The 17,465-nt window shown below is 61.0% G+C and carries 14 protein-coding genes; 7 read left to right on the forward strand and 7 right to left on the reverse strand.

Annotated elements, in window-relative coordinates:
• Positions 1 to 63: 63 nt before the first annotated feature.
• A complete protein-coding gene (gene def, locus Q354_RS0116240) occupies positions 64 to 579 on the reverse strand; it encodes a peptide deformylase (RefSeq protein ID WP_027858520.1) in 516 nt (171 codons plus the stop codon).
• A 142-nt stretch (positions 580 to 721) separates the two neighbouring features.
• Here def and Q354_RS0116245 point away from each other — a divergent pair, with 142 nt between their 5' ends.
• From Q354_RS0116245 to Q354_RS0116270, 6 genes are all read left to right on the forward strand, one after another.
• The gene (locus Q354_RS0116245; protein WP_027858521.1) at positions 722 to 1,753 is read left to right on the forward strand and encodes a LysM peptidoglycan-binding domain-containing protein; all 1,032 of its coding nucleotides are present in this window, start codon (positions 722 to 724) and stop codon (positions 1,751 to 1,753) included.
• A gap of 71 nt (positions 1,754 to 1,824) precedes the next feature.
• Complete coding sequence (dprA, locus tag Q354_RS0116250) at positions 1,825 to 2,949, forward strand: DNA-processing protein DprA (protein ID WP_027858522.1); 1,125 nt, start codon at positions 1,825 to 1,827, stop codon at positions 2,947 to 2,949.
• A gap of 219 nt (positions 2,950 to 3,168) precedes the next feature.
• Entirely contained in the window at positions 3,169 to 3,738 is a 570-nt protein-coding gene (locus Q354_RS0116255) for an L-threonylcarbamoyladenylate synthase (protein WP_027858523.1), read from the forward strand.
• Between the two features lie 27 nt (positions 3,739 to 3,765).
• Positions 3,766 to 4,680, forward strand: a complete 915-nt coding sequence (gene hemF, locus Q354_RS0116260) for an oxygen-dependent coproporphyrinogen oxidase (protein ID WP_027858524.1) — start codon at positions 3,766 to 3,768, stop codon at positions 4,678 to 4,680.
• Between the two features lie 2 nt (positions 4,681 to 4,682).
• On the forward strand, positions 4,683 to 5,510 hold the full coding sequence (aroE, locus tag Q354_RS0116265; RefSeq protein WP_027858525.1) for a shikimate dehydrogenase: 828 nt from the start codon (positions 4,683 to 4,685) through the stop codon (positions 5,508 to 5,510).
• A gap of 168 nt (positions 5,511 to 5,678) precedes the next feature.
• Positions 5,679 to 8,048: a Lon protease family protein gene (locus Q354_RS0116270; RefSeq protein ID WP_027858526.1), complete on the forward strand. Its 2,370-nt coding sequence runs from the start codon at positions 5,679 to 5,681 to the stop codon at positions 8,046 to 8,048.
• 114 nt (positions 8,049 to 8,162) lie between these two features.
• On the opposite strand, the gene Q354_RS0116275 is transcribed toward Q354_RS0116270, so the two are convergent.
• The 6 genes from Q354_RS0116275 to Q354_RS0116300 form a co-directional block, all read right to left on the reverse strand.
• Positions 8,163 to 10,835 carry a cation-transporting P-type ATPase gene (locus Q354_RS0116275; RefSeq protein WP_027858527.1) on the reverse strand — a complete coding sequence of 891 codons (2,673 nt, stop codon included), beginning with the start codon at positions 10,833 to 10,835 and terminating at the stop codon, positions 8,163 to 8,165.
• A 138-nt stretch (positions 10,836 to 10,973) separates the two neighbouring features.
• A complete protein-coding gene (locus Q354_RS26145; protein ID WP_036230287.1) occupies positions 10,974 to 12,092 on the reverse strand; it encodes a DUF1513 domain-containing protein in 1,119 nt (372 codons plus the stop codon).
• Positions 12,079 to 13,167, reverse strand: coding sequence for an imelysin family protein (locus Q354_RS0116285; RefSeq protein ID WP_036230288.1), 1,089 nt, complete (start codon positions 13,165 to 13,167; stop codon positions 12,079 to 12,081). Before Q354_RS0116285 ends, Q354_RS26145 begins: the two co-directional genes overlap by 14 nt.
• Positions 13,167 to 14,636 carry a di-heme oxidoreductase family protein gene (locus tag Q354_RS0116290; RefSeq protein ID WP_051560206.1) on the reverse strand — a complete coding sequence of 490 codons (1,470 nt, stop codon included), beginning with the start codon at positions 14,634 to 14,636 and terminating at the stop codon, positions 13,167 to 13,169. Before Q354_RS0116290 ends, Q354_RS0116285 begins: the two co-directional genes overlap by 1 nt.
• 69 nt (positions 14,637 to 14,705) lie before the next feature.
• Entirely contained in the window at positions 14,706 to 16,001 is a 1,296-nt protein-coding gene (locus tag Q354_RS0116295; RefSeq protein ID WP_027858530.1) for an imelysin family protein, read from the reverse strand.
• 205 nt (positions 16,002 to 16,206) lie between these two features.
• Positions 16,207 to 16,755, reverse strand: coding sequence for a gamma carbonic anhydrase family protein (locus Q354_RS0116300; protein ID WP_027858531.1), 549 nt, complete (start codon positions 16,753 to 16,755; stop codon positions 16,207 to 16,209).
• 226 nt (positions 16,756 to 16,981) lie between these two features.
• Between Q354_RS0116300 and Q354_RS26150 the strand changes: the two genes are divergently transcribed.
• Complete coding sequence (locus Q354_RS26150) at positions 16,982 to 17,404, forward strand: hypothetical protein (protein WP_027858532.1); 423 nt, start codon at positions 16,982 to 16,984, stop codon at positions 17,402 to 17,404.
• The last annotated feature ends 61 nt before the right edge of the window (positions 17,405 to 17,465 follow it).

The raw sequence follows: 17,465 nt of genomic DNA on the forward strand, positions 1-17,465 counted from the left end.
TGTTTCTACCCAGCTTCAACCGGGCTGGGCCTCAGTTACCTGTTGTGATGAGTGGCGATCAGATCAGGCCTGTGCAGCCTGAGCGCGGTGCAGCTTTTCCAGCTTATTGCGGATGCGATTGCGCTTCAGGGGCGAGATATGGTCGACAAACAGCTTGCCGTTGAGGTGATCGATCTCATGCTGGATGCAGACGGCCAGCAGGTCATGGGCTTCGAAGTTCTGTTCGTTACCCTCGCCATCCAGTGAGGTGACACGGATATGCTGTGGGCGCACCACATCTTCGTAGAAGCCGGGAACAGAGAGGCAGCCTTCCTGGTACTTGTGCGGCTCGGTATCAATCACTTCAAACTCGGGATTGATCAGCACCAGGGGTTCATCCTGATCGTCCGAGATATCGATCGTCACAATGCGTTTGTGGATGTTAACCTGTGTTGCCGCCAGGCCAATGCCGGGGGCGGCATACATGGTTTCAAACATGTCGGCGATCTCGGTACGGATCTCCGGCGTTACTTCTTCGACTTTAGCTGCAACTGTACGCAGACGTGGGTCAGGGAATTCTAGAATAGTAAGCTTTGCCATTGTTTTTTCGTGTTGCTACGGTTGCAATGTTTAGCCGTGAATGGCGAAAATCGTGTTACCACCGATTATAACGGACATGAGGTCGGATGTATCGCGGTAGGATCTGCTGAAAACGGGGTTTTACCGGCATCAGGAAGAGATTATGAAAAAACTGCTCTGTGGTTTGCTGACGGGTTGGTTATTACTGGCTGAACCGGCGGCAGCCGAAGTTCGCAAGGATGTGCTGGCACTGCGTGAGGATCATCCTCAGGAGTATGTGGTCGTGAAAGGGGATACCCTTTGGCATATCTCCGGCCGATTCCTGCAGACGCCCTGGCGCTGGCCCGAACTCTGGGATATCAACTCCCAGATCGACAACCCTCACCTGATATACCCCGGCGATGTGATCCAGCTGGTATGGGTCAACGGCAAGCCGAAGCTGAAACTCAAGCGCGGCATGGTAAAACTGATGCCGAAAGCACGGGTAACTTCCCTGCAGCAGGCGATCCCGGCGATCCCGCTACGCGATATTATCGCTTTCCTGCAGGAAAACCGCGTACTGGAAGACGACCTCTATACCCGTTCCCCCTATGTCCTGGGTGCTAATAATGAGCGCATCATTGCCGGTGCCGGCGACCGGGTCTATGCCCGGGGTGAGCTGCTGGACGAGTCGCCGCGCCAGACCATCTATCGCGCGGCCGGTGAGTACTACGACCCGGAGACAGAAGAGTTTCTCGGCTATGAACTGCTGAAGATCGCCGATGTGGTGGTGGCGGACAAGAAAGCCGATGTACTGACACTGGATGTACGCCGCTCGCACAAGGAGATCCGCATCCTCGACCGCGTGGTGCCGACCGAAGAGGAGCGTATCCAGTCGCTGTTCCACCCGGCTCCGGCTCCGGAGAAGAGTGAAGCTAAGGTGCTGTCGGTGTTGGGCGGCGTGAATGATGGCGGCCAGTTCAATGTAGTGGCCTTCAATCTCGGGCAGCGCGAAGGGCTGGAACCGGGTCATGTATTTTCTATCTACCGCCGTGGCGAACGGATCAAAGACCCGGTAACCCGTGAACTGATCACCCTGCCGGAGGAGCGGTCCGGTCTGATGATGGTATTCCGCAGCTTTGAGAAAGTCAGCTATGGCCTGGTATTGCACAGCTCCAATGTGGTCTCGGTCGGTGACAGTCTGCGCGAACCTTAAGCCCGGCCTGAGCTGAACGGGCCGCAGGCGGGGCGGGATGCCCTGCCGCAGAACATTTTCAGGGAACAGATATGACGGACAATCCCATGGACTGGGTCGCCGTTGCAGCAGTCCCGGGAATCGGTGCCATCACCTGCCAGCGTCTGCTGCAGGCTGACTGGACGCCTTCCCGGTTGCTGGCGGCAAACGATGAACAATGGCACTGGCTGGGGCTGAAGCCCCGCGCACGCCAGGCCCTGCAGGCCTATCAGAACGGCCAGGGACCGCTGCACCAGGCGATCGGGCAGGTACGGCAATGGCTCGACCGCTACCCGGATGCCCATCTGCTGACCCTTGGCGGTGATGGCTACCCTACCCTGCTCAAGGCCATCGCCGACCCGCCGCCGATCTTGTTGCTGCGTGGCGATCCATCTGTATTACACCGGCCCCAGGTAGCGGTGGTCGGCAGTCGCAACGCCAGCCGTACCGGCTGCGATCATGCGCAGAGCTTCTCCCGCGTGCTGGCCGCCAGCGGCCTGGTTATCACCTCGGGTATGGCCTACGGTATTGACTCTGCCGCCCATAAGGCCGCCGCCGATCAGCAATTGCCTACCGTCGCGGTATTCGGCACCGGCCCCGACAAGCTCTATCCGGCGCGTAACCGCCTGCTGGCGCAACAGATTCTGGAAACCGGAGGCTGTTGGCTGTCGGAGTTGCTACCCGGGACACCCCCGCTGGCCCAGCACTTTCCGCGCCGAAACCGGATTATCAGTGGTCTCAGTGCCGGCGTGCTGGTGGTTGAGGCTGCCCCCCGCAGCGGTTCGCTGATCACCGCCCGTCTGGCCCTGGAGCAGGGACGGGAGGTGTTCGCGATACCCGGCGCCCTGAATAATCCCATGAGTCACGGTTGTCATACACTGATTCGCGAAGGCGCGGTGCTGGTGCAGTCAGTACAGGATATTGTCGATCAGCTCGGTGCCTTGCTGGGCAGTTACCTGCCAGCGCCAGCGCCGCCGGTCGCCGTTGCAGATCCGCTGCCGGAACTGGCCGCTGGCGAGCGCGCAGTGCTGGATGCGATGGGCTATGAGTTGATCTCGCTGGAGCAGCTGCTGCAGGTGACCGGGCTGCAAGTGCCGGAGCTAAGCAGGCAGCTGGTGGTGTTAGAGCTCAAGGGCTGTATCGAAGCGGCGGGCAGTGGCTACCTGCGCCTGAAGTAAGCCTCTGTCGGTTTATAACCCTATGCTTACTGTGGCGAAAACGCAGTTAATTGCTGATAAAATTTGGAAAAAGTGGGTCGAAGGCAGCCGCGCTTAGCGGGCTGAGCTGCCTGAGGGTAGCTGGCTGAAGATTACAGCTAAAATCAGGCTGGATTCTAGCCGCCGCTGGCCACGACGCACAACCCGATAAAAGAAGCTGCGTAGAAAGGCTGAAAATCAATGAACACCGATAATCAAAGCGGCCCGGTCCGGCAGGCTGTTCAGGCAATGCGTGAAGGTGGCGTCATCGCCTATCCCACCGAGGCTGTCTGGGGCCTGGGTTGTGATCCCTTTAACCATCAGGCTGTCGAGCGCCTGCTGGCCCTGAAGTCCCGCCCGGTTGAAAAGGGCGTCATCCTGATCGCCGCCGAGCTGCAGCAGGTCGAGTTCTTGCTGGCGGCACTATCCGACGATGACCGCAAACGGGTCACCGCCGACTGGCCAGGCCCCGTCACCTGGGTGCTGCCCGATCCGCAGAAACAGATTCCCGACTGGATCAAAGGCCAGCATAGCGGTGTTGCGGTAAGAGTGAGCGCTCACACCAAGGTCCAGGAGCTCTGCCTCGCCTTCGGCGGACCGCTGGTGTCGACTTCGGCGAACCCGGCGGGTGAGGAGCCGGCCAGGAGCCAATCTCAGGTCGATAGTTACTTCAATGGTCGTCTTGATGCGGTGGTTCCGGGTAAACTTGGCGATCTGGCTCAACCGACCCAGATTCGCGATCTGAAAAACGATCGCGTACTGCGTACTTAACTTACTGATCCTAGGAGGAAACCGGTCATGTCTGCACCTGATATCGCAGCTGTGAAAACCTATCTGTTGGCGCTGCAGGACAATATCTGTGAGGCGCTGGCACAGGCGGATGGCAAGGCCGGATTCGAGCAGGATGAGTGGCAGCGCGAAGCGGGTGGCGGTGGCCGTACCCGCGTGATCAGCAATGGCGCTGTGATCGAGAAAGGCGGGGTTAACTTCTCCCACGTCTTTGGCGACAAGTTGCCGGGATCGGCGACGGCGCACCGTCCTGAGCTGGCCGGTCGTTCATTCCAGGCGATGGGCGTCTCTTTGGTGATCCATCCGCATAACCCATATGTGCCGACGTCGCACGCCAATGTGCGTTTCTTTATCGCCGAAAAAGAGGGTGAAGAACCGGTCTGGTGGTTTGGTGGCGGTTTCGACCTGACGCCTTACTACGGGAACGATGAGGACTGCCGTCACTGGCACCAGGTCGCCAAGGCCGCCTGTGACCCGTTTGGCGAGGAGGTCTATCCCCGTTTCAAGAACTGGTGCGATGAATACTTCCACCTCAAGCATCGCGACGAGCCGCGCGGTGTCGGCGGCCTGTTCTTTGATGACCTGAATGAGCTGGGCTTCGAAGACAGTTTCGCCCTGATGCGCTCGATCGGTGATGCCTATATCGCCGCCTACCTGCCGATCGTGCAGAAGCGCAAGGATATGGAATATGGCGAGCGCCAGCGCGATTTCCAGCTGCACCGTCGCGGTCGCTATGTCGAGTTTAACCTGGTGTACGATCGCGGCACCCTGTTCGGCCTGCAGTCCGGCGGCCGGACCGAGTCGATCCTGATGTCGCTGCCGCCGGAAGTACGCTGGGGCTACGACTGGAAGCCGGAGGCCGGTAGTGAAGAGGCGGTGCTCTATGAGCGCTACCTGAAGCCGCGCAACTGGCTGGAGGTCTGAGCATGAGCGATCGTTATGCCGTATTTGGCAACCCGATCAAACACAGCAAGTCGCCCTCGATCCATCAGGCGTTTGCGGCGGATACCGGCGAACAGCTGAGCTACGAGGCGATCTGTGTACCCGAAGACCGGTTTGACACCTATGTTGCTGATTTCCTGCAGGATAGCGGCAAGGGCCTGAATATCACCATTCCGTTCAAGCAGCAGGCCTGGGCGATGGCGGAGGTCCGATCACCCCGCGCCGAACTGGCGGGAGCGGTTAACACCCTCTACCGCGACGGCGAGGGCCGGCTCTGTGGTGATAACACCGATGGCGTGGGCATGGTGCAGGATATCGTTGCCAACAACGGCGGTGAGATCGCCGGTAAACGGGTGCTGGTCCTGGGTGCCGGTGGCGCGGTGCGTGGCGTATTGCAGCCACTGCTGGCGCAGCAGCCGGCGCTGCTGGTGATTGCTAACCGTACCGCCTCCAAAGCCGTGGAGCTGGCCGAGCTGTTTGCCGCCGAGGGTGAAATCAGTGGTTGTGGCTACGATGCCCTGCCCGGTCAGCAGTTCGATCTGGTGATCAACGGTACCGCCGCCAGCCTGCAGGGCGAAGTACCGCCCTTGCCGGATGACCTGCTGGCGGAAAATGCCTGGTGCTACGATATGATGTACGCGGCTGAGCCCACTGCCTTTAACCGCTGGGCGGTTGCTCAGGGTGCCGAAAAGGCGATCGACGGACTGGGTATGCTGGTGGAGCAGGCGGCGGAATCTTTCCGTATCTGGCGTGGCGTCAAACCTGCTACCGGAGCTGTGATCGCGTCCATTCGCAACCAGATAACTGGTTGATTTTTAAACAGCAAAATCGGATTTGTTTTCTCGGGGCTTAACTTGCGTGGCTGAGAATCAGGGCGTATAACTTTATAGACCGTCTCTGAAAAGCATCCCGTCAGAGGCGGCCTTCACGCCCACCGCGGCGAGCGGTGGGATGCCCCGGACATCTGTGGGAGTAGCCCGATGGAAAAGGACACCCGACTCGCCCCTTCACAGCTGTATCGTGTCTGCGATACCGAGCTGTTGCCATTCAAAACAACCGAAAATCTTGAAAATTTCAGCGGTTTCTTTGGTCAGGAAAGGGCCATTGAGGCGATGGAATTTGGTGTGGGGATGCACCGACCCGGTTACAACCTGTTTGTGATGGGCAATCCTCATACCGGACGCTTCTCCTTTGCCATGGACAGTCTGAAAAGCGTGGCGAAAAAGCAGCGCAAGCCCCATGACTGGGTTTACCTCAATAATCTGGATGACAGCCGTCACCCTATCTCTGTCAGACTGCCTGCCGGTAAAGCCGGCCAGCTGCGGCGTGATATCAAGCACTTGCTGGAAAGTATATTAGTCGAGCTGCCTGCGGCATTTGAAAACCCTGCCTACCAGCGTCAGAAGCTGAAGCTCGAACGTAATTTCACCCGCCTCTACGATAAAGCCATTGAAGATGTTGAGCGTCAGGCCCGTGAACACAGTATCGCCCTCTACCGCGATTCCGGCAGTATCGGCTTTACCCCGGTGTCCGAAGGCCAGGCGATCGACGAGGCGGTGTTCTCCCAGCTGCCCGAAGACGTGCGGGACGCCTTCAACCAGGCCATCGCCTATCTGGAGGAAGTGCTGAATGACTCCCTTACCGAGATGCCCCAGTGGCGTCGCGAGGCCGCCGAGAAGCTGAAGCAGCTCGACCGTGATACCGCCCGCACGGCCGTGACGCCGTTGTTCCTGCCACTACGGGATAAATACGCCAACATCAATGGCGTCCCGGACTATCTGACGAAGATGGAAACCTCGCTGGTGAAATCGGCTGTGGACCTGGTGGGGGAAGAGAAGACCCTCGAAAGCAGTTTCGAGAGCCAGCGCCGCTCGATGGTGGAGACCGAATACAGCGTTAACCTGCTGGTGGATAACCGCAAGACCAAAGGCTCACCGGTGATCTATGAAGCCCATCCAAGCTACGAAAATCTCTTCGGCCGGGTGGAATACACCTCGGAGATGGGGGCACTGGTCACCAACCACCGCCTGATCCGCCCCGGTGCCCTGCATCAGGCCAACGGTGGTTACCTGGTGCTGGAGTCGGAAAAACTGCTGGAACAGCCGTTTGTCTACTCCGCCCTGAAGCGTGCCCTGAAGTCTCATCAGATCCGCATCGAGAGTCCGGCCAGCGAATTCGGTATCAGTACCATTACGCTGGACCCGGAACCGGTACCGCTGAAGGTGAAGGTGATCCTGATCGGCAGCCGCCAGACCTACTACCTGCTGCAGGAGCTGGATCACGACTTCGAGAAGATGTTCCGCGTGGTGGTGGATTTTGATGAAGATGTGCAGCGAACGCCGGCATCGATCCGCAATTATGCCCGGCTGATGAAGACCCTGGCTGACGAAGAGGGACTGGCGCCGCTGACCCGCGCCGCGGTGGCGCGGCTGGTGGAGCACAGCTCGCGCCTGGCGGAAGACCAGGATCTGCTGTCGGCCCATATCGGCGAACTGGTGGACCTGCTCTGTGAAGCGGACTTCCGCCGTATTCGTGCCGATGGCGACTATATCGATGCCGGGCATGTAGAGTTGGCGCTGGGGGCCAAGGAACGTCGCACCTCGCGCATGTCGGAGAAGATTCAGGAAAGTATCCTCAACGAAACGGTGCTGATCGATACCGAAGGCCAGGCGGTGGGGAAATCCAATGGCCTGACGGTGCTGCAGGTGGGCGATGTCGCCTTCGGTACCCCGGCCCGCATTACCGCCACGGTGCATCCGGGTAACCGCGGCATCGTCGATATCGAGCGAGAAGTCGCGCTGGGCCAGCCGATCCACTCCAAGGGGGTACTGATCCTGTCCGGTTACCTCGGCCACCAGTATGCCCAGGACTTTCCGCTCACCCTGTCGGCCTCGATCGCGCTGGAGCAGTCCTACGGTTATGTCGATGGCGACAGCGCCTCGCTGGCGGAGATCTGCACCCTGATCTCGGCCCTGACCCATATCCCGATCCTGCAGCGCTATGCGATTACCGGTTCGATCAACCAGTACGGCGAGGTGCAGGCGATCGGCGGGGTGAACGAGAAGATCGAGGGCTTCTTCCACCTTTGCCAGACCCGGGGCCTGACCGGCAAGCAGGGCGCAGTGATCCCTAAAGCCAATGTCCGTAACCTGATGCTGAAGTCGGAAGTCGTGGCCGCTGTCGAGGCCGGTGAATTTCATATCCATGCCGTGGCAACAGTCGATGAATGTCTGGAGATCCTGATGGATCGCAAGGCCGGGCATCGCAAGGAGGATGGCAACTACACCCAGCGCAGCGTCAACCACAAGGTAGTGCTGCGGCTGCGCGAACTGGCTAAGGCCAAGGCCTGAGCACGGGGCTGAGCACGGGGCTGAGCAAAACAGCTGAATAAAAAGGGGAACGTTTAACGTTCCCCTTTTTATTCAGCGCATGGCTTGACGCCCTTGGCTTTCAGCTTTTCTCGACTATCGCCGCCGGCTAAAGTGCTTCTCGATCTCCACCAGGAACAGCACCGAAGAGGCCACCAGCGTCAGGATGGCCCACTGGGTCAGGCTGATCGGCGCGGTGCCGAACAGGGTCTGCAGTGGTGCCAGGTAGGTGAAGGCCAGCTGGGCGAGCAGCAACAGGCACACCGCCAGCAGCAGGTAGCGGTTGCCCAGCATCCCCTCGCGGTTCAGTACCGGGGCGAGGATATAGCGGGCGTTAAACAGGTAGAAGATCTCGAACATCACCAGGCTGTTGACCGCCACCGTACGGGCTTCGGCCACGCTGCTACCCTGGGATAGCTGCCAGCTGAAGAGGCCAAAGGTGCCGATGGTCATCACCAGCGCGACAAAGCCGATGCGCCACAGGAACAGCGGCGGCAGCAGCGACTCCCGCGCCGGTCGCGGCGGGCGTTGCATAATATCGCGCTCGCCGGGTTCGAACGCCAGCGCCAGTGCCAGGGTGACGGCGGTGATCATATTGACCCAGAGGATCTGTACCGGCGTCAGCGGGATCTGGCTGTAACCCAGCAGGATTGCGGTCAGGATGCACAGCGCCTCGCCGCCATTGGTGGGCAGGATAAACAGGATCGCCTTGCGGATATTGTCATAGACGGTCCTGCCCTCCTCCATCGCCGCCGTGATAGAGGCGAAGTTGTCGTCCGCCAGTACCATCTCTGCCGCTTCCTTGGCCGCCTCGGTGCCTTTTAGCCCCATCGCCGTGCCGACATCGGCCTGCTTCAGTGCCGGGGCATCATTGACCCCATCGCCGGTCATCGCCACGATACGTCGCCTGGACTGCAGGCTCCGCACCAGCCGCAGCTTATCCCCCGGGCTAACCCGGGCGTAGATATCCGCCTCGGTGACCTTTGCTGCCAGCTGCTGATCGTCCAGGCTCTCCAGCGCCTGCCCCGTCAGTACCTGGTCGCAGTGCTTCAGGCCAACCTGACGGGCGATCGCCTGGGCGGTGGTGGCATGGTCTCCGGTGATCATCATCACCCGGATACCGGCGCTGTGGCAGCGTCTGATCGCCTCCACCGCCTCGGGACGGGGCGGATCGATCAGCCCGAACAGGCCCAACAGGGTCATGCCATCCAGGTGATCAAACGCCAGCTCCTGCTGGCAGTGCCCCACCTCCTTGCGGGCGATGGCCAGTACCCGCTGGCCCCGGGCCGCCATCGCTTCCACCTTAAGTTGCCAGTGTTGCCGTGCCAGAGGCTCCCTCCCCTTCGGGCCCTGTTGATAGCGACACAGCTCCAGCACCTTTTCCGGCGCCCCTTTGAGGCAGATAAAGGCGCTCTGCTGGTGGCTGTGGTGCAGACTGGCCATAAAGCGGTGCTGAGACTCGAAGGGGATCAGGTCGCGGCGTGGGTAGTGATGACTCTCAGCCTGTGGTGCCAGGCCGCCCTTGACGGCCGCGACCAGCAGCGCCGCCTCCATCGGATCGCCATTGACCCGGGGGCCGGTCTCAGTGGTTTGCAGCGAGGCATCGTTGCAGAGCACGCCTGCCTGCAGCAGCGCTGCCAGTAGGGGGGCTTCCTCGGCTCCCAGTTCCTGCCCGTCGCGGCTGATCGCGCCGTGGGAATCATAGCCGCTGCCGCTCAGCTCAAAGTCACCATCCGGGGTGGCAATAGTGCGAACCGTCATCTCGTTGCAGGTCAGGGTGCCGGTCTTGTCGCTGCAGATCACACTGACGGCTCCGAGGGTTTCCACTGCTGGCAGGCGGCGGATAATGGCGTTGCGCTGCGCCATCCGCCGTACCCCGATTGCCAGGGTGATGGTGATAATCGCCGGTAGCCCCTCCGGAATCGCTGCCACGGCCAGTCCGACGGCGGCCAGGAACATATCGCTGCTGGGGTAGTCGCGCAACAGGATACCGAAGGCGAAGGTGGCTACGGCCAGGCTGAGGATAGTGGCGGTGAGGCGGTTGGCCAGGCGATCGATCTGTCGCAGCAAGGGCGTGCTGATCTTCTCGACGGCGGCAACCAGGACGCTGATGCGGCCGATCTCGGTCTGCTCGCCGGTGGCCACCACCAGCCCCCTGCCCTGGCCGCAGGTGATCAGGGTGCCGGAATAGGCCATGCAGCTGCGATCGGCCAGGTTAATATGTTCCGGCAGTGGCGCGGTGGACTTCTCGACCGCCAGAGATTCGCCGGTCAGTACCGCTTCCTGCGCCTGCAGTCCCCTGAGCTGAAACAGCCGCAGGTCGGCCGGTACCCGGTCGCCGGACTGCAGCAGCACGACATCGCCCGGCACCAGTTCGGTGGCGGCAATCCGGCTGCGCTGGTGATCGCGCAGTACCGTCGCCTGGGGCGAGAGCATTCGCCGGATCGCCTGCAGCGCGTCCTCCGCCTTACCCTCCTGGATAAAGCCGATCAGGGCGTTGAGCAGCACCACTCCCAGGATCACGCCGCTGTCCAGGTAGTGGCCCAGCATCAGCGTGACAGCGGCGGCGGCCAGCAGGACATAGATCAGGACATTGTTAAGTTGCGACAGAAAGCGCTTCCAGGGCGGACGTGGTGGTGCGGCGGCCAGTTGGTTGGCGCCGTATTGCTGCAGCCGGGACCGGGCCTGCTGGCTGTCGAGTCCCTGCGGGCTGGCATCGAGCTGGGTGAAGCACTGCTCGCTGCTGCGGGCATGCCAGTCTGAATTCATCGCCGGCTCCTCCTGCCGGGGCTGCCAGGCCGGGAATCCTGATTGTCGCCTGGCCAGCCTTTTGGTCTAGCACCAAGTGTAGACCTTGACGCAGCAGATGCCCCCGGCGATGGCGGGAGAAGCAGAGCCGCTGGCGGCTCAGACCAGGGTCATATGGTTGTCCCAGCTGACCGGTTGCTGCAGTTGCAACGGCTGTAACTGCTTATCGCCGCGCAGCAGGTCGTAGTGGTAGGCCTTGCCCCGGCCACTGGTGACCAGGAACTCACCGGCCCGGCCGGTGGCGCTGAGGGCACAGCCGTCGCGGACGCGGGACTGGCTGATATAGCGGCCATCCCGGCTGTCCCAGAAGGTGATCAGGTCACCCCGGGGGGAGGAAACTGCGGCATAGCGGCCACTGCGATCGAAGCGTGCGCTGCCGCAATACTGCTTCATCTGGCGGTTCACCCCGGCCGGGGCGCGCAGCAGTTGCAGCGGCTGGCCGGGACGATGCAGTGCCACCAGCGGCACATCGTCCCAGGCATCGCCCTGGTATTGCAGGGCGATAATCACCTCATTACGGGCATTAACGTCCAGGTGGCGGATACTGAGCTGGTGCAGCGACGGCGGCATAAACTGCTGCTCCAGCAGCTCGCCGCTGTGCAGGTCGATAATCGCCAGCGAAGGCTGCATGCTGTCCAGGTTGAGCTTGTCGCGACCCTTGTCCGGGTGGGTCAGGATACCGCCGTTGGCGATTGCCAGCTGGCTGCCGCCGGCCAGCAGCGCAATCTCATGGGGACCGATCCCGTAGCTGGGATGGTCGGCGACAATGGCATAGCCTTGCTGGCTGTCGCGCAGGGTGATGCGGCCACTGCCGTCGCTGAGGCGGTTCTCGCTGCTGATCAGGTAGCGGCCATCGCCGGAGAAGATCGCATGGCCGTAGAAATGGCGTCCCTCGCCCGCGTCGATCCGCTGCAGCAAGTGTTTATCGCGGAAGTCGACCAGGTCGATAAAGCGCTCCGGACGCCGGGCGACGGCGGCCAGCAGCGGTTGCTGCGGATGGCAGGCGACATGGTGGGCACGGCCTGGCAGCGGGTGCTGCAATACCTCGTTGCCCTCCTCATCCACCAACAGCAGCAAGTGCCGTCCATCCCGGCTTTTGCAGGCGGAGGCAAACAGCATCCCGGGCCGCTCTGCCGTGCCAGCCTGGAGTGGCAAGCTGGTGGCGAAGAGGCCCCCGGCCAGCACCTGGCTGAAGCGGCGGCGATTAATCCCCGTCACGGCTGTTAAACCCCAGCTGGATATTCAGCGGCTGCATTGCCGCTTCCAGGTTGCCATGCAGCTGCTTGAGCTGATCGCTGAGCTGTTTCAGTGCGGCGTAGCCCTGCGGATTGCGTAATTGAGTAGCGATCGGGTCCCGCAAGTCGGCCAGCTGCTGTTTGACCGCTGCAAAATCACTATCGATCTGTTTCGCCCGGGTCGGATCTTCCGCCTGCAGCAGGCTGGCCACAGACACCTTACCGGTATCGCGGTAGAGCGCGTCGAGGGTTTCGATATTGATGCGGATATTGCGCAGGCTGCGCTCGCTGCGCCAGGACTCGGCGCGGCGCGGCTTGGGTGAGCTGGCGGATTTATTCAGCGGCCGCAGCAGCTTGTTATCGCGTACCACTTCCACCGGTTCGACCAGCGACTTCATCAGGTCGGTGGCGGCTTCGGTGTTGTCTTCGTAGTAGCCGTTGCCGTCGATGGCGACAAACTCCTGGCCGTACTGCTGCCACTCCTGCGCGGTTTCCTGCCCCATGCCGGCGACATAGCCGGCAATCGATGCGCTCAGCTGGCAGGCAAAGGGTTCGGCCATGACTTTGGCCTGCGCCTTGCCGAACAGCAGGCGCTCCAGCGCAGGCAGGCCCTTGACGCCGATACTGGCCGCGCGGAAATACTCGTCGTCCAGTGTCTGGTGATCCTTGGCATTGAGCAGGCTGTTGAGCTGCTTGCCGCCGAGGTTTTTCTTATCCGGCCAGAACTGCATGCTGAAGTTGCGCATCAGGGTGGTGATCGGGCCGAACTGTACGTGCTGGATTCCCTGCCAGGCATCCATCGTGGAGTGGAAGGCCTGTTGTGCCGCTGCCAGTGTCGCTTCTGAAGGGGCTGCGCAGAGCTGGCTGGTGGCCGTCTTCAGGCTGGCACTGGCGCTGGCCAGGGCCTGATAGCGCGGCACTATATGCTGCTCGGCGATAGCGCGGTTCAGTTCGGCCCATTGCTGTTCCGAGGGAGCCGCGAGGCCTGGCTTGCTGATCACCAGCAGCGGCAGCAGGGCGATCAGGCCGGCCCGGGAAAACAGAGAGGTCTTATCCATCAGAGGGACTCCAGAAAACGTATCAGGTTTTGGCGGTCTGCCTTCGGCATCGTGATAACCGCCTGTTTGCTCGCTTCAGCTTCGCCGCCGTGCCAGAGCATGGCTTCCAGCAGGTTGCGGGCGCGACCGTCATGCAGATAGTAGCTGTGACCACTGACGGTCTCGGTCAGGCCGATACCCCACAGTGGTGGCGTGCGCCACTCGCGACCGCTGGCCGCAAACTCGGGACGATTATCCGCCAGTCCCTCACCCATGTCATGCAGTAACAGGTCGCTGTAGGGCCAGATTTTCTGCCGGCTGAGCTGCGGCAAGTCCGGGTTATCGGCCGTGGTAAAGCTTGGCTGGTGGCATTGCTGGCAGCCGGCCTGGTAAAACGCCTGCTTGCCTGCCAGTACCTGCGGGTCTTTAACCTTGCGCCGGGTGGGCACAGCTATATTGCGGGTGTAGAGCAGCAACAGGTCGGTCATGATCCGGCTTGCCTCGACACCATCGTGCAGTTCGCTATTGCCGTCGGGCATCTGCAGACAGCGACTTTGCTGTGCCGTGCAATCCCCTGCGGCACGGGGAATGTCCGGGGTGGAGATGCCGATATCGCCATTGAAGGCGCTGACATTCTGCTGGTTCAGGGTCGGCATCCCGGCTTTCCAGCCAAAGCGCCCGAGTTCGAGCTGTCCGCTGTGCGGGTTCCAGACCCGGTTGGGGCGGCCGGAGATTCCATCACCATCGTCGTCTTCCGGGTCGGCCGCCGCTTCGATGGCGCGGGCCGGGATCTGCTCCAGCAGGCCGAGGCCGATCATGGCCGGCGTGACCCGGGGCGAGAGCATCACCTGCGGGTGCATCGGGCCGTAATTGAGGTCGCCGACACTGTACTGCGGCACCCGCAGCGAGGCGCTTTCGCCTTCGGACAGTGCAACGCTGATTTCACGGTAACTGATCTGCATCCGGCCTTCGCCTTTCAGGCCACGTACCGCAGTATCCTGCAGCTGGGTGCCGTAGGTGGGTTCGGGGATAACGCCGATCCGTCCGGCGGCCAGCTGCTGCTTCTGCTGTGCGTTCTGCGGCGGGATGCTCAGGCGCAGGAACATCGAAACGGCGCTGTCGTCGCTGTCCTTTGGCGGATGGCCGCGACCGTTGCCGATATGACAGCGGGCACAGGAGCGGGCGTTGTACAGAGGCCCCAGGCCATCGTTGGCAGTGGTGGAGCTGGGAGAACTGACCCAGATCTTCTTGAAAACGCCATTGCCGACACGAAAATCCAGCCGCTGTTCGAACGGCATATTGCCATTGGGGTGGGAGAAGGCACGCCGGTTGTGCGCCTTACTGTGACTGGCAGCGCCACCCGGCAAGGCTTCGCCCGGTTGCGGCTGACTGAAGTCGATATCGCCGGCCGTAGAGGGCGGCGCCGCCATGATCAGCAGGGAGGCCAGCAGGGACGTCAGTGATCCGGGGAAAAGGGAGCGAGGATGCATAATGTGGTTACTTCTTAATAAACGCAAAAGGCCGACTAAAAAGTCGGCCTGTATTCCGTGCTGTCTGGCTTACTCGGCCACGACCGCCTGCGGATTGTCCAGACTGTCAGAACCTTCCAGCTCGATTCCGTCCAGCTTCAGCAGGGTGATGGCCTGCTCGATGCTGCGGGTTTCGGTGGTCAGGGAGTCAACGAAAGTCTGCACCAGCTGGTTGCCCTGAGGGTTATTGGCTCCAATCAGCACGTCGAAGGTTGCGCCCTGGCGTGCCGCATTAACCATCGCCTGGGCCGCCTGCTGGGTGCTGTTCAGCTCGCCGCGCAGCTTGCTGTCAACGGCTGGAGAAGCCGCTTTAACCAGTGCGGACAGGCTGGCACCTTTCACGACAGAACCGTCAACACGGGTATATTCGCCCAGGTAGACGTTCTGGATACCCTTGGCATCGTAGAAGTGGGACCAGTGGGTATTGTCGGCGAAGCAGTCATGCTCCTCTTCCGGGTCATGCAGCATCAGGCCCAGCTTGGTGCGCTCACCCGCCAGTTCGCCGTAGGCCAGCGAACCCATGCCGGTCAGCATCGTTGCCAGGCCGCCTTTGTCTCCCTTGGCAAACAGTTCCTGACGGCCCGCGCCGTTATCAGCCCAGGCAGCAACCATCTCTTCCAGGTCGTCGATCAGCAGCTCGGTCGCCACCGTCAGGTACTGGGCGCGACGGGCGCAGCTGCCATTGCTGCAGTTGGCGGTATCGAAGTCAGACGCTGGGCGGTTGCCGGCACCCGGACGGGTACCGTTCAGGTCCTGACCCCAGAGCAGGAATTCGATGGCGTGGTAGCCGGTCGCAACGTTAGCTTCAACGTCGTCGATCTCGTGCAGGTCCTGCAGCAGTTGCTTGGTGATAACGCTGGCATCAACTTCCTGACCGGCGATGTTCAGGCGTGGGTTAGCGATGATATTGGCGCTGTAGAACGGGTTTTCGTCCGACTCAACACCGTAATCGGTAGCAACGTAATCGATCAGGCCCTCATCCAGTGGCCAGGCGTTGACCTTGCCTTCCCAGTCATCAACGATGGCGTTACCGAAGCGGTAGGCTTCGGACTGCTGGTAAGGAACACGTGCCGCGACCCAGGCTTCGCGAGCAGCCGCAAGAGTGGCTTCGGTTGGATTGCTAACCAGCGCATTGATCGCTTTCTGCATCGCTTTGGCAGTGATCAGAGAGTCTTCATAGGTTGCGTGAGCGATGTCAGCGTAGTTTACCAGTACCGCCTGCGGCGTTACTTCAACGGCAGCGACAGGCTTAGTGTCAGCGGAATTGCAACCGGTCAGTGCCGCAGCGGTCAGCGCCACAGCGATCAGCGTCTTGCGGAAAGTCATTATCATCACACCCTGAAAAATAAATGAATGCGCACAATCTAAACAAAATGCGAATTATTATCAATACCGTTAACGGTGTGTTTTTGGTTATTTTAACAGCAGCTGATGCAGATCAAGGCGGGGCGGGCTGCAGGACTAATCTGTCAGCCGGCTCCGCCGTGAAGACTGCGAAGCGGCTGTTCAGGTACTGGCCCCGGGACAGGCTTCAATCCTGTCGGGCATACTCTTCCAGCAGGTGCTGGTCTTTCAGTTTGACGTAGTTGGCGGCGGTATAGCGGAAGAACTCCCGCTCCTTGTCGCTGATCGGGCGGACCTGCTTGGCGGGCCGTCCGACATAGAGGTGACCGCTTGCAAGCGTCTTACCCGGCGGTACCAGCGAACCGGCGCCGATGATCACTTCGTCTTCCACCACGGCGCCGTCCATCACCATGGCACCCATTCCCACCAGTATCCGGCTGCCAATAGTGCAGCCATGCAGCATCGCCTGATGGCCGACCGTGACATCATCACCGATGATCAGCGGAAAACCGTCCGGATTAAAGGGACCTGCATGAGTGATATGCAACACCGAACCATCCTGGATACTGCTGCGGGCACCGATGCGGATACGGTGCATATCGCCGCGAATGACCGTCAGTGGCCAGACCGAGCTGTCATCGCCCAGCTCTACATCGCCCAGCACCACCGCGCTGGGATCGACAAAGACCCGTTCACCCAGTTGTGGGCTGTTGCCCTGATAACTTCTTAGCTTCATGAGGTACTCTCCGGTCGGGAACCCTGTGGACGCTCCGGTGGTCACACTGTTCCACCGGGTTGATGGGCGACAAGCTTAACATCTCCCCGAACGCTTGCCTGTAGACCAAAGGCTGCCATATCCCGCTTTTAATGATCGAAGGAATATCCGATGACCCATCCTCTGCCCCGCCCACTGCGCCGACCTTCGGGCGGCGTTGGAAAACGTTCTGGAGAAGGAGAGCGAATTGTCTCCGGGCTACCGCTATGCCATCGCCCTGGCCGCCGCTTCGGCCTGCCGTAATCGCGAGCTGATTATGCGCTTGAAAGCGGCGCTGAATAACCAGGCTGAAGCGCAGAGCGTGCTGCTGGCAGCGAGCCGCATGGGCATGACCAATCCCTACTTCCAGGCCCGTATGGTGGCGGATATCCCGGCTGGCGGCTCGCTGGAATCCCTTGCCCTACGGCCTTTGGCGCAGACCGGGGTGGCGGACGAGACTGCCTACCACTACTACTGTATCGCGATCTCCACGATCAACAACGGCATGCCCTGCTTCCGCAGTCATCTGATGGCGCTGTTTAACGGCGGTGAAAGCCCGGCCGCGGTCGATCAGGCGCTGCGCATTACCGCCGCGATTCACAGTCTCGATCAGGTCATGGCCTGGGCCTGACATTGAATTGGCAGCACTGTCACCCCATCTATACTGGAAAGATCTGATCTGTCCGCTGTAG

Origin of the sequence: Marinobacterium jannaschii DSM 6295 (assembly GCF_000620085.1) — a bacterium.
Lineage (GTDB): Bacteria > Pseudomonadota > Gammaproteobacteria > Pseudomonadales > Balneatricaceae > Pontibacterium > Pontibacterium jannaschii.